The following is a 12,964-nucleotide window of genomic DNA, read 5'->3' on the forward strand; positions in this document are numbered from 1 at the left end:
GGCTCTTGAAAAGAACGCGGCCAGAGGGCCGCGCCTGAAAAGCGTCTTGAGAGGGAAAAGCCATGGGCTGCGGCTTCCGCCGCAACCCTGCGTTACTCACCGATCCATGCCTTGGCGCACCCGCTCGCGCTGGACGGGCTGTGCGACCGGCAACACGGGCTTGGCCTTCTGTCCTCGTGCCAGCTCGAACACCTCCAGCAGTTGGCGGGCCTTGCGCTCGGATTCGCTCATCTTCGCCACGGCCAGCTTCGCTTGCTTCTGCTCCTGGTGCTCCTTCAGCAGGGCATCCAACTTGACCTCCGCGCCGCTGCGCTGCTGCCCCGGGCGGTTGGATGCCTTCTGCTCTACTTCCCCGACCTGCTTTTTCAGCAAGTCGTCCAACGTCACCTTGGCCCCGCTGCGCTGCGCGGCTTTGGTGTCCTTGACCAAGCCAGCGTCCAGCACGGTCTCCTTCAAGCGCTCCAACCCGAGCCGCTCGTTCAACCGCTCCACGTCATCGGACGTCGCATACATGCGGTAGGAACCCTTCGTGAGACGGGTAAAGGCCACCAGGGCGCTGTGGGCGTCGAGCATGCCCAGGTTCGCCAGGTGGTAGACCTCCCGCTTGCCCTGGCCTTGGCTCTTATGCACTGTCCCTGCGTAGGAATGCTGAAAACTCTTCATCTCAAAACTGTTGAACGTCAGCCGCCGCCCGTCGCCCTTGGTCTCCGAGCGAATGGACACGCTGATGTCGTAGCCGCCCGCCCTTGAGGGCTTGATGCTGTCCACCACGGCCTGGGTGCCATTGATGACCCCCAGGTCCTTGTTCTTCGCGGTGAAGACGATCTGATCGCCCTTGGACAACGCCAGGTCGAACTTGCGCCCCTTGTCCCGGGCCTCGATCACCACCTCGTCCTGGCCCAGCTCTCCACGCTCTTTCAACCCGGCCCGGATGCCGGCGTTGAGCGCGGCCACGTCGGCTCGGGTATGGGCGATGACCAGCTTCTCGCTCATCGGCACCGGGTCTTCGAAGTATTCGTGTAGCAGCCGCTCGCGAGCTTCCTTCTCCGTGGCCGTTTCGCGGATGGTGTCGAGCAACCGGGCCTTTATTTCGTTGCCCTTGTCGAGGGTCTGCGCCCGTGAACGGCTGGCCTTCTTCAAATCGATGACCTGGCCGTGCTCGTCCGTGGCGTAGAACGACAACGCGGTGTCTCGGTCTTCCTGTTTGCCCTGGCGTCGGATCTCGGTGAGCTTGGCATCGCCGACCGCTTGCTTGGTCAGCTGAAAGCCCGAGCCCGCCCCGATGGGCTGAAGCTGTTCCACGTCCCCCTGCATGATGACCTTCGCCCCCGCCTTGGCCGCGTAGCTGAAAAGCTTGTGGGTGTTGCGCGCATCGACCATGCCTGCCTCGTCCACCACAATGACGTCCGTCTTGCGGAACTGCATCTTTCCGTTGTCCAGGTCATGGAGCATCTGCGCCATGCTCACGCTGGACATGCCGCTTTCCGCCTCCAGCTTCTCGGCCGCGGCGTTGGAAACGCAGACGCCCAGCAACTCGAATCCTTGGGTTTCGTAAGCTGCCCGAAAACACTCACTGATCGTCGTTTTACCGGTTCCGGCGAGCCCGGAAAGATTGACCACGCCCCCGCTGCCCTGGGTGATGTGGTCCAGCGCGTGGCGCTGCTCCTTGGAGAGCTGAAAGCCCTTGGCCTTCTCGTAGTCTTCCACCACCCGGTCCACGTCAGCCTGGGGCACGTGGTGATGGGTTTCCTTGGCTCGCTCAATCGCGAAGGCCACCACCTCCTGCTCGATCTGGAGCATCCACGGGGCGCAGTAGCGCTCCTGGGTATGCCGCCTTGCCAGCGAGTCGCCCTTGTCGTCGTCGTGCAGGCGCATGGGGTTGACCAGCACCAGGCCGTGCTCCTTCTTGAACGCTTCAACCAAGCTGTAGAGCTCTGGCACGGTGACGCTGCCGGCGTATTCCTGGCCCAAGACCTCCAGGAGATTGTGGTCGCAGAAAATGGCGTCCGTCTCGTGGAGCCGCTCCAGCAGTTCTGCCGGGGATTTTTGCTCCATTTCGTGCGCGTTGCCCTTGGCTTGCTTCAAGCTTGCCGTGGATACGTCGAAGTCTTTCAGCGTGTCCTGCCAGTGCGCGATCAGCTCGTGGTAGGGCGGCTCGTCCTTGTCTTTGCGCGTGGCCAACGTGGCCTGCTGATTAGACACGTTGTGCTTGGCTGCGTAGGCCAGGATTTCCTTGCGGCGGTTGCCGTAGCGATCCGTCACCTCCTCGTCCAGACCCGCGATCCGAGCGTAGACGCGCCCGGTTTCCTGGCCGTCGTCGTCCAGTTCACGGATGCGGTCCACTCCATACCCCAGCGCCTTCATTCCTTGGTAGAGCTCTGTCTTGTAGACCTCGTCTATGGCTTTGCGGTAGCGGAAGATCTCTTCAGCAGAGAGGCTGGCCTCGCCACCGTCACTGCCCAGGCTGAGGTTGTAAAGCAGGTTGTGGGTGTGGAGGCTGGGCCCCATCTCGCCGGTCGCCTCATCGGTTCGGGCGGCGTAGTGGTGGTGAGAGCTCCAGATCAACCCATCAACCCCGATGACATCCTTGCCGGCCTTGTTGCGGCGAGTTTCGGACATGGCTTCGAAGGCTTCCATCGCCCTCTGGACCGCGTTGCGGTGCGCAGCGTGGATGGCTTCTTGTTCTGCGGGGTCAGAAGCCAGGGCAAACGCCACGCTGACATCCAGCGGCGCGGAAATGGTCATGTCGTAGCCAATGCGATGCCCACCTGCCAAGTAAGTCACGTCTTTGCCGTCCTTCTGTAGCGGCTTCCCCGTCTTGTCCTTCCTCACTCGGATCTGGCCGCGGTCGCCCGCGTTGTGGCATAGCGCACGCCCCGTCTTGGGGTCGAACCCATCGGTCAGTGGGAGCATCAGCTCCTTGGTGGCGCGCTGCTCGGCCAGGCCCAGGTGTTTCGCCAGGCCCCCATAGAACCGGGATTCGGCTCCATCGCTTGGTGCTGGCAAGTCGTAGTAACCCACCACCTGTCGAGCCTTCTCCCTAGCGAGTTCCTGGGCAAGCAGGTAATCAATGGACGCGCAGCCACCCTGGGTTCCGCTGGCATTTCGCTTGAGTGTGGTTCGGTTGATCATGGGTCCCCCAGTGCATGTTCTCTTCCACATGCTTAGCAGAAATGCTCGAATGAGCAATACGGTATAGGGGCTTCACGTGATCTATTTCTTCATAGAAGAGACCAACGAACAGGTAAAGGTTGGACGTGCCAAGAACATTGAGCGACGTCGTAGGAATCTACAGACAGGCAACCCAAGGGAGCTGCAACTCCTAGGGTGGATTCGCACTGATGACGATGTGCGTATCGAAAGGGAAATACATCAACGCCTCAATATCCTCCGTGGTCGAGGCGAGTGGTTTCACATCGACCCAGCTGATGCCCTTCCAATCCTGTCGCACTATGGCATTGACGGCTTCGTAGGGACAACGGAGGACTCATTCGCCATCGTCGGCCATGACCGAGATGGCATACCTGAATACATGGGTGTCTGGAACTGGGGAGACTTGGAGTTCGAGGAGTGCTGCCCTTTTTGCGGGTCTTTCTGCGGCATGCACTTCCAAGACGCTTCTCACATGTATCACTGAATCAACTGCGACCGACTTGAGAGTTTCGAGTTTTTGTCACCGGACTACGGTCGGGAGGATGAGGAGAGCGATTGATCTATTTCCGAAAGATCGCCTCCAGCTCGTCATTTGAAACCGCGCGGAGCTTCGGCGGCGTGGCACCGCGTTTTTGCAGCTCCGCGGCGACCTGGTCGGCGGTCATCTTCAAGACCCGCTGGACCTCTGCGGCGCTCTGCGCGTCGCTCGGGGGCATGGGCTTTTGCTCCACCGGGCGCGCGCCCTGCTTCGTCCACCGTGCCCGCTTCTGTCCATCTCGAACCTTCGGATAGCTCACGCCAGGCCAGTCCAGCAAGAGTGGGTCCCGGCTTGTCTGCACAATGGCCCGGATGCCCCAACCCTCGGAGCCATAGGCGCTGCCATTGCGTGGGCCCAAGTCGTCAGTGAGCCGCCCCGGCGGAACAACGGCTTTCGACTCCTCGTGGACGGTCGCCTTGTCATCATGCGTGCGCCAAGCCACGGTGCGCTTGCCCAAGTTCCGGGAGATTTTTTCCCGGGTCTCGCCGATTTGGAGCTGGCACACGATGTGTGTGCCGACCAACCCTGAAAAGGCTTGCGCGGTCTTGTCCCCGTAGACCCTCTCGACCTGTGACCAATCCTGCACGGCCATGCAGGCCACCACGCCTTTTGAGCGTCCCAAGGCCAGCAACGGCTCGATGTTGAGCCGACCGGCGGAAGTGAGTTCGTCGAAGAAGAAGCCCAGGAAGCGCCCGGCTTCGTCATCCGGCAGGCTGGGCGAGATGATCTCCGGCACCGCGATGTTGATCATGGCCGAGATGTAACTGCGCGCCAGCACCTCGTCCGGGCCGCTCTGGACGATCACTTGCTTGCGCCCCGTGTAGTCGTCCTTGATCCAATCCAACATGGAGAACATGCGGTCTGACTTACGCTCCGGCCACGCCAAGGCCAGGCGCTCAATGACCGCGGTGCCGTTGGCAAGCACGGCCATACAGCTGCTGGTGGTGTTGCTGTCGGGGTTGGCAATGAGCGCGGCGGCGCGGGGATAGTGGATTGAAAGCGCTCTAGCCATCGGTTCAGCGGGACGGGCAACCAACGCGGCCAACTCTGCCCACCCCCAGCTCTTGCCCTTCGTGGCCTGGAGTTCGCGCACGCACCCTTCCAGCAAGGCTTGCGCCGCAGACGCCCAGAATGCGCCGCTGCCCTCCTCCGGGGGGATGATGCTTTGGGAGAACGCGGCAGCCTGGGTTTGCGTCGCCACGTCACGGCCCACGTCCCAGATCCAACTGCGTTTGTCGAAGGGGCAGACGATGACCGGGTGCTTAAAAATGGACGTAAAGTCCCCTTTGATGTCGTAGATGAAACTTTTCTTTTTGAGACGGACCGTTTGCTCCAGCAGGTGCTTGAGGATGACGCTCTTACCGCTGCCCACGCTGCCGTAGATGAACATGTGCCGGGCCCAAAGCTTCTTGCTTGCGATCCAGTCGGGATGCAGAGACAAGGCATGCAGCTCGTCTGCCTGTTCTTTCTTCGTGAGCGAGCGGCGGCGGGCCTCGGCCAGGGCTCGTTCCCCCTGCAGCAGTTCAGCGCCGGACACATGCCAGGTATTTGAGCGCGGGATTAACCCCCGACGCGTCACCCAAGCCGACGCCCACCCGGCCAAGCAAGCGGCGACGCCGACCCGTGCCAACGTGCCAAACGTGGCCTGCTCCTTGGCCACCTCCCAGAATGCGGCGGCAGGCTCTCGGAATGAGATCGTGCCGGTGGCAAGGTTGCCCAGCGCTGCCAGGCTGCCAGTGAGGGCCTGGTTGAAGTTCATGAGCGTGTGACTGCTGGGCACCTGCCAGCCCAACCAAAGCGCTGCTGGGAAGACCAGACCAGCCACACACGCCCCAGACAGCAGGGCCCGGGGCCAATAGCGGACGGCCCGACTTGGTTCGATGCTCGACGGGACCGTCCAGCTCCAGCAGTCATAAATCGTGGACTTGCTCACGTGCCTTCTCCCGGTGAGCGTCGCCCGGCTTGCGCCCCTCCCGATCCAACTGCCCCGGGTCCGCGCCTGCGGCCATGAGCTCCAGGCAAACGCGGGCCTGCTTCCATTGCGCAGCGAGATGCAGTGGGGCCTGGCCGAAGTGATTCACCTGCGAGGGATCAGCTTGGACTTCCAGAAGCCGGCGGACGATGACGTGACTTTCGGAACGCACGGCTTGGTGAAGCGGACGGTCGCCCATCGCGTCGGGCTGGTTAGGGTCAGCCCCCAGGTGCAGCGCTGCGTCCACCACCTCGGGCGCGTTCAACGAAATGCCTTCTTCCAGCCACGTTTGCGAAGGGACGTTGAACGTCAGCTCGGGATGGAACGCGTGCGCGGACGCCAGAAGTTCCGCCACATGGAAGCGGGCGAGTTGGGGTCCGTGGGCGTCGATGAGCTTCAGTTCCAATGCTTCCGCTTGCTCAGGCGTAGCTCCGTAACGCTCCATCAGTCCTGCCGGGTAGTTTTGGACCGAGCGCTGCATGCCCAGCGCGACGTAGGTCTGGGCCACCCGGTGGCCTTCAGCCATGCTCAACGTCGTCTGCCCATTGGGTGCCGTGAGCGCGGGGTCGGCTCCATGCTCCAGCAACCGACGAACGATGGCCCCCTCGCCCTGGCGCGCGGCCAGGTGGATGGGCATCAATCCTCGGGCATTGGGGCAGTTCGGATCGGCGCCCATCGCCAGGCAAGCATTGACCGCGGCCAAGTTGCCCAGGGTGCTGTTTTCGCAAAGCCAGGTCTGAAACGGTGCGCCGTAGAGCCCCGGGTGTTCGCAGTGCTGGTGCGCGGCGGCGATGACCTCGCTTCCGTGCATCGTGGAGAGCGTTCCGCCCAGGGTTTGGATGAGGTGTTGCTCGGTGGCCTTGGCCTGCTCTTCCGGGACCTCGTAGCGCTGGAGAAGTCCGGCGATGTCCAGTTGGGGAAGCGCCGGGGCCTCCTGCGGCAACTCGGGCTGGGCACGCAGGAGCTGGAGCTGGTCAGCGGCGGCTCGGTTGGCTTGGACTTCTGCGATGGATTGCTGGAGCTGGGCCAGCAGGCCGGCGCGCTCGTCGCTGGGGAGGTTGAGGTAAGCCGGAGCAAGCCGGGTGTGGCCCAACACGCCCGCGTGGATTGTGACGTCCAGTTGCGAGGGGGTGATGCCGGGCTCGACGTGAACCTTGGTTCCTCCAGCTCGGTTGCCCAGCTCCAGGGAAATGCGGTTGGAGAAACGGCTGGGGGTCAGCACCCAGTCAAAACCCGCGTCGGTCTGGGTGTCCAACCCGGAAACCTGGGCCTCTCGGCAGAACCGCGTGGCCAGATCCAACGCCTCCCGCGCGTCGGCGGCAGCGGCGGCCTCGTGATGCTTCCCGTAGAACTGGGCCAGCGTCAGGGGGTGGAGAATGGGATGAAGCAACGGCTCGTGGGGACGATTCAAGAAATCGCCCCCACCTGGGTTGCCTGCTGGGTTGTCGTGTTGGGGTTCCATCCCCTTTGCATACCGTCTTTTTCGGTTTTGGCAACCAGCAAGCGATCTTGATAATGAAAGCCGCGCCAACCAAAACCCCGGTTTGTAGGAAAAGCGAGACGGTGTGCAGATCCATCTGCTCCAAATCCTCCTTCAACCACGCCATCATGCCAGCAACCCCGCCACGTTGGCGGCCACGTAGCTCACCACCGAAAACGCACCCAACGTCAACAGCAGGTTTCCCACGTTGTCTACGGCGAACTCGTAAGCATCGGCAAAAATATACATAGGGACCTCCCCCGGTTGTGTTTGACTGATTACAGTCAACCACATCTCATAAAACTGGCAACCCTGAAAATCTCGATTGATCGACACTTTTGATGTTTAGTCAAATCTTTTTTCTCTCTTCCCCAGATGATCAACCCCCACCCCGTTTCTTGCTTTGAGCCGCTTTTGCCGTTTGCTTTTATGGGTAGATCGATCCACTCACAAACAAGGGAACGCGCCCAAAAAAAGGGCCCCGAAGGGCCCTGGATGCGGCGCGGGGAATGGACCGTCATTGACGGTAGATGTTCTTCTGGACTTGGGCCTCGTGCTTGTCCCAGTCGAAGTTCGCCTCATAGCGCTTCATGAAGTCTGCTTCCTTCTTCGCGCTGGCGGCGTAGTGCGCGTAGCCCAACTTACCAGGCCCCATGGTTTGCTGCCGCTGGGCCGCAGTCAGCATGGGGATGTTCTCCCCCAAGGATTGCCCTCCGTCCTTCTGCTGGCGCTTCTGTCGCCATTCGTCCACGGTGCTGAACACCACTTGGGCGTGCTTGTCTTTGGGCGCGTCTTCAGCGCGCTGCTGCACCTGTGCGTGCAACCGCTCACGCGCGTCGGTGATCTCGTCGGGCTTGGCTTGCTTGGCCCAGTCCAACACGGCTTGTTGCTTCTCCTGGATATCGGCCTGGTCCTTCGCCAGCGACTGGTCGAAGGCTGCTTTCTTCTGCGGTTGGTGGTCGTTTGGACGCTCTCCGGCCAGCATGGCTCGCCGTTTATCGCGAGCGCCCAGCAGGTCGTTCAAGGCATCGAGGTGGGTATTGCTCATAAAGTCCTCCTTCAAGGAAATGGGTGGTTGGGTCAGCATTGATCGATTTTGGAAAAGGGCAAGGGTTGCCTTGCCCTTTTGGGGCTCAGTCGTTGGGCATCATCTCGGCCAAGTCCGTGCGGCTCACGCCTGCCCGGCAGAGCGAGACAATCGCATTGCCACGTGCAGCGGTCAGGGCCGGGTATTCCTCTTCCAGGAAGAGCGGCAGGACCTCCCGCTTGCCCCCTGTGGGCATGTCGATGTCCCGTGCCAGCTCCTCTTGGCCCACCGTGTCTTCAGCCCCGACGCGCCATTTGCGCCCCGTCGCCGGATCCACGCGAAGCGCGCTCAAGCGGCCTGCGCCCTGCATCAGCATTTGCTCGTAGGCCGCTGCGTAGGGGTGGTTCGGATCGTTGAGAACGCTGTGGCGGAAGTTGGTCAAGCCGCCCGAGAAATCGATGCCACGCGTCGGCTCCTTGAAGGTGGTCAACTGAGCCTTGCCCAGCCGCTTCATCAAGTAGTTGCGTGTGACAAACGAGTGGTTGAGCGCGACGACCGATTGCATGGTGTTAGCCAGCAAATCGGCTTCGTTCTCCGACCCGTAGGTGTTGATAAGGCTGTCGTGGCCCTGCACCGCGATCACCGGCATCAACCCCAGGCTTCGGGAGGTGCTGAAGAGCAGCACGTCGTCCGAAGTCAGCAGCAAATGCGCCTCGTCCATCATCAGCAGCACGTCGGTTTGGCCCGGCAGCATTTCGCGCCACTTGTCGCCGTGCGCCCCACGTGCCCGAATGCCGTTCATGACACGCTGCTTGAGCAACCGCTGCATCATGTCGCCCGCTTCGCCGAACTGGGTGGGGGGCAGGAACAAGCCCACGAACTTTCCGTAAAGCGCTTGAGAGACGTCAACGTCGCCACGTTCGACGGAATGCCACGGGATGTCATCCGCCGTCCGGAGCTTTTCACCCCGAAGCAGTTTTTCGATGAGCCCCCGCGAGTTCAACGTGAAGGACTGGCGCTGCTCCTTGTGCATTGCGGGAACGCCCAGCAATGCCCATTCCAGCGAGCTTTGCAGCTGAGACATGGGACGCAGCAAGTCGGGATGGACGGTCTCGGACCGGGTGGCCAAGCGGTTTTGGTAGTCCCGGGAGTAGGCGGCATAGGCCTCCCGCTCTTCGTCCGTGCTAGACGTGTCCGGACGCTCCAACCCCAACCAGTTCACCAACTCCAGCACGCGAGCGCTGGCAATCTCCCCGCCACGCGGCGTCGGCACCACCTGCTCAACCATCGCCAACAGCTTGGCATGGTGGAATGGGGTGTAGAACCAGTTCCGGGAAGCCTCCGCCACAATCGCGTAAGTGCCCATTTGCTCTTCCACGCGAGCCAGCGCCGCTTCCAGGTCTTCCAACCCCAGGCCACGCTTCTCCAGCTCCTCCCGCTCCAGCAGCATCATCAACCGGGCGTGCTCCAACCCTTCCAGCTTGGCGATGCAGAAGTCTCGGTAGGCCTGCTCGTGCTCGCATGCGGCCTTCAGGATGATGCCGGTGTGGAAGAGGAAAGCGTCGCCGCCATCGCTCCAGAGCTTGGACTTCTCATCAACCTTGCCGCCGGTCGCGCCGCGAAGGGCCTTGGTGATTTGATCCGGCTCCAGGCCCTCGTAGGGGGCCACCGACATGCCTGCGCGCACGACGATATCAAACGCGTCCTTACCCAGATCGGAGATGATCGCGCCGTCCTTCGCGTCGAGGATGAGTGCTCCACCCCCGCTGCGCTTCGCATCAAGAACGGTCTCGCCCGCGGCGCTCCCCTTCAGTTCATTCCGCAGTCCTACGGCCAATGCGGACTCGCGATAGCGACGGGCCAACGGCCGCAGCACGCTGAAGGACTTGCCCGAACCGATACGCCCGTAGACGATCAGGCCTTGGGTCAGGTCGCGCCAGGACAGCATCATCACCGTGCCCTTGTCCGGCGCAAAGCCATGGCCGCGGTCGTTCAGGTGACCAGACGCTCGACCCACCTTCAAAAGCGGGGTCTTGTCGCGCAACGCTTCGGCAGCCTGCTGCTCGCGGGCCTTCACGTGGGACTTGGACAGGGCCCCCTGGGTCGCCAGGTTGTTGTCCAAGTTCTGCAGATAGAGGCGAGCGGCCGTTTGAACGAAGTTGCCTTCCGTGAACTGCAGGGCATACATGGCCGCGATCACAAACGCCACGGCCACGCCCATTCCGTCCGGGAGAAGGGAGCCAATCCCCACCAGGGCCAAGATCACCACCATCCACTTCATCATCTGAATGAAGCGCTCGGCGGTTCCGCCCAGCACGCCCCGGTGGGGATGCGAGGCCGCACTCAGGAAGGCCGCGAACAACAGCAGGCCAGGAATGGTCAAGATCAGAAGAACGATGCCCGCCATTTTGGCAAAGCCCGCAGCGACCGCCATCATCCCCGCTCCCGTGTTCATCGGGTCAACCGCTGCTTGCCCCATGCTGGCCGCGTCCACTTGGAGCGCGGACGACAACGCCGCCGAAGCGGTTGCAATCAGCACGGGCAGCACCATCAGGGCCAGGCCCTTGAAGGCTTCCTTCATCCCTTCCGCTTGCTTCAACGCAACAAAGTAAGGAATCGCGGCCAGCAGCACCACGTAACTAAAAGCGCCAATGAGCGAGCCCAAGAAGTATTGAACCGCACCGATCAGCGGGAAGGCCAGATACATCAGCGAGGTTGCAGTGCTGTCGCCGCCCAGCGCCATGTCGTCCCCCAGCACGAAGCCTTCGGCACGACGTCCTTCCTTGGTGATGATCATGCGGGCCTGGGTGTTGCGCAGATCCTCCGGAACCTTCGGCCACCACGGATGGAACTGGTCCAGATCCAGTTCTTCGGGCACAACCAGTGCCATCTCTTTCTCGTCGAAAACAGCGCCCGCTTCGACCGCCATGTCTACGTCCTCCGGGGGAACGTCCAGCACGCGGCTCTTCACGCGGTCGCTCACGTCAAAGCGCCCGACCAAGTTTTCGTAGCGGTCATTGCCGTCCAGAATGATTTGCTCCAGCGTGCTCGACGCTTGATCGTCCTTCTTGAACAGCTTGCGGCCAATACCGACCGTCCAATCCATCAGCGATAGCAACATGCTCAGTGCCTCCCGTTGTTGTTGTTGTTGGTTTGAGATAGCGCCTGACACGCCACGATTTCCTGAGGCGTGATGGTGCCGCTCGTCCATTTCTTTTTGCACTCGTTCAACGACAACGAGGGCGCGAGTTGGATCGCCGCCGGCGAAGGGCGTGTTCCTTTCACTTTGTTGACGACCAATGCCCCAAAGCAAAGGGCCACGCACGCGGCGGAGGTGACAAGAAAGCCGGCTTTGGACACATGTTTTTCGCTGGCGTGCCGAACCTGGCTGGCGCGCAGGGCGTCCATCCTCCAGGCATCAAAGTCCTCATCGTTTGCCACCGGCATTTTCCGGTCCGCCCGCAGGTAGTAATACGAGGTCAGGACGTTTTCCCTGCAATCGGAGAGCCCAAAGCTTTCTGGGTTACCAATGAAGAAGCGCCCATGCAGGTTGAGCCACTTCGATCCGAAGTGGAGCTTTCCGGGCTTTCGATACTGCGTAAACAACCACCCAAACATTTTTCCTCCCATCTTTCATGGATACACATTCTTTCTAGCAAGGCTTTCGATAAGCGCAAGCACTTCACCTGATCTTTTCTGCCCACGCGTCGATATCGCTGTTGGCTTGGTCCTGCCAATCGTTTTTCGGCTCGGGTTTAGCAACAGGCTTGGGGGCCGACTTGGGCTTTGCAGCCGGTTTCGAAACCGGCACCGGCTTTGACGCCGGGGCAGTTGCCGGGGTCTGGGCCTTAGGTGGCTCTGCCAGCACCGGGGCTTCCACAACCGGGGCAGCGACCGCGGCCTTCTCTTCCACCGGGGCAGTCACGGGCTTGGGCTCCTCGACCTGGGGCGGCGCGGATACAACCGGAGCAACTGGCACGGTGACGGGGGCCGGGGCAGTCACTGCTGCAGCCGGTTTGTCTTGGAGCGGAACGGTTTCGCTGGAGCGGTGAGTGGTCCACCACGCCAACGCCCCACCCAGCACAAGGACGGCCACGCCCGACCCAGCCAGAAGTTGCCAACCCTTCTTGTTGCTGTCCTTCGCAGCCGCCTCACCGGACGGCTTGGCGGGGCTGGCCTTGGGGGCTTCCGGTTTCACCGGGGCCCGGGTCACCGTCGCCTTGGGGGCCGCTACCGGGGCTTGAGCCGGCTTGCTCGGAGCAGAGGCCGGAACAGACGGGACCACCCGCTCGACAGGTGCTGGAGCGGCAGGCGTTGCGTCCACGGCTTCACTGACGGCAGGCGCAGGAGCGCTGACCGGCTCTTTGATGACAGGCGCGGGGCCTGCTTCTGGTTCTGGTGTCGGCTCGGGAACCACCTCCTCAACAACCGGCTCGGGCTGGGCAGTCGCTTCTTGCTCGACCAACGCTTGGGCGCGCTCGGCCTCCAAGCGCGCGTTCTCGGCGGCTTCGGCTTCCCTGCGCGCCTTGGCCTCTTCCGCACGCCGGGCCAACGCTTCTTGCGCCTCTCGCCCCTTCTCAGCGGCGACCGAGGCCGCTTGCTTGGTTTTGTCTGCCAAGGCTTTGCCAAAACTTGCAGCCAGCCGGCCTGCGGTTTTCAAGTTTTCTTTTGTCGCATCGCTGACGAGCTTCTCCGCGTCCGTGGGCGCGGTGGTCTTGGCTTGTGCTGCTTTGGCGAGCAGCTCGCGCTGCTTGCGTTGTTTGATGAGTTCTTCGGGTGTCATGGTTCCTCCCA

At 62.0% G+C, this 12,964-nt stretch carries 9 protein-coding genes; 1 reads left to right on the forward strand and 8 read right to left on the reverse strand.

Annotation, left to right across the window (positions count from 1 at the left end):
* Positions 1-96: 96 nt before the first annotated feature.
* Positions 97-3,132: a MobF family relaxase gene (mobF, locus tag AASM09_RS16110; RefSeq protein WP_343368491.1), complete on the reverse strand. Its 3,036-nt coding sequence runs from the start codon at positions 3,130-3,132 to the stop codon at positions 97-99.
* Positions 3,133-3,208: 76 nt separating this feature from the next.
* On the opposite strand from mobF, the gene AASM09_RS16115 reads away from it, so the two are divergent.
* Positions 3,209-3,637, forward strand: a complete 429-nt coding sequence (locus AASM09_RS16115; protein WP_343368492.1) for a GIY-YIG nuclease family protein — start codon at positions 3,209-3,211, stop codon at positions 3,635-3,637.
* A gap of 76 nt (positions 3,638-3,713) precedes the next feature.
* On the opposite strand, the gene AASM09_RS16120 is transcribed toward AASM09_RS16115, so the two are convergent.
* The 7 genes from AASM09_RS16120 to AASM09_RS16150 form a co-directional block, all read right to left on the reverse strand.
* Positions 3,714-5,450: a type IV secretion system DNA-binding domain-containing protein gene (locus AASM09_RS16120; protein WP_323162907.1), complete on the reverse strand. Its 1,737-nt coding sequence runs from the start codon at positions 5,448-5,450 to the stop codon at positions 3,714-3,716.
* Positions 5,451-5,601: 151 nt separating this feature from the next.
* Entirely contained in the window at positions 5,602-7,074 is a 1,473-nt protein-coding gene (locus AASM09_RS16125) for an ankyrin repeat domain-containing protein (protein ID WP_323162908.1), read from the reverse strand.
* A 195-nt stretch (positions 7,075-7,269) separates the two neighbouring features.
* Complete coding sequence (locus AASM09_RS16130; RefSeq protein ID WP_255211731.1) at positions 7,270-7,392, reverse strand: hypothetical protein; 123 nt, start codon at positions 7,390-7,392, stop codon at positions 7,270-7,272.
* Between the two features lie 268 nt (positions 7,393-7,660).
* Complete coding sequence (locus AASM09_RS16135) at positions 7,661-8,191, reverse strand: hypothetical protein (RefSeq protein WP_343368493.1); 531 nt, start codon at positions 8,189-8,191, stop codon at positions 7,661-7,663.
* 85 nt (positions 8,192-8,276) lie between these two features.
* Positions 8,277-11,291 (reverse strand): TraM recognition domain-containing protein, encoded by a 3,015-nt coding sequence (locus AASM09_RS16140; protein ID WP_343368494.1) that lies wholly within the window; start codon positions 11,289-11,291, stop codon positions 8,277-8,279.
* 2 nt (positions 11,292-11,293) lie between these two features.
* Positions 11,294-11,788 carry a hypothetical protein gene (locus tag AASM09_RS16145; protein WP_197593388.1) on the reverse strand — a complete coding sequence of 165 codons (495 nt, stop codon included), beginning with the start codon at positions 11,786-11,788 and terminating at the stop codon, positions 11,294-11,296.
* Positions 11,789-11,852: 64 nt separating this feature from the next.
* Positions 11,853-12,953 carry a hypothetical protein gene (locus AASM09_RS16150; RefSeq protein WP_343368495.1) on the reverse strand — a complete coding sequence of 367 codons (1,101 nt, stop codon included), beginning with the start codon at positions 12,951-12,953 and terminating at the stop codon, positions 11,853-11,855.
* Positions 12,954-12,964: the final 11 nt, after the last annotated feature.

This window comes from Stenotrophomonas maltophilia, from assembly GCF_039555535.1.
Taxonomy (GTDB): domain Bacteria; phylum Pseudomonadota; class Gammaproteobacteria; order Xanthomonadales; family Xanthomonadaceae; genus Stenotrophomonas; species Stenotrophomonas maltophilia_Q.

Excerpts from the sequence above, each read along its gene's own strand:
- AASM09_RS16130 (WP_255211731.1), bottom strand. The coding sequence starts at position 7,392 with ATGTATATTTTTGCCGATGCTTACGAGTTCGCCGTAGACAACGTGGGA.
- AASM09_RS16150 (WP_343368495.1), bottom strand. The coding sequence starts at position 12,953 with ATGACACCCGAAGAACTCATCAAACAACGCAAGCAGCGCGAGCTGCTC.
- AASM09_RS16135 (WP_343368493.1), bottom strand. The coding sequence starts at position 8,191 with ATGAGCAATACCCACCTCGATGCCTTGAACGACCTGCTGGGCGCTCGC.
- mobF (WP_343368491.1), bottom strand. The coding sequence starts at position 3,132 with ATGATCAACCGAACCACACTCAAGCGAAATGCCAGCGGAACCCAGGGT.
- AASM09_RS16145 (WP_197593388.1), bottom strand. The coding sequence starts at position 11,788 with ATGTTTGGGTGGTTGTTTACGCAGTATCGAAAGCCCGGAAAGCTCCAC.
- AASM09_RS16120 (WP_323162907.1), bottom strand. The coding sequence starts at position 5,450 with ATGAACTTCAACCAGGCCCTCACTGGCAGCCTGGCAGCGCTGGGCAAC.
- AASM09_RS16140 (WP_343368494.1), bottom strand. The coding sequence starts at position 11,291 with ATGTTGCTATCGCTGATGGATTGGACGGTCGGTATTGGCCGCAAGCTG.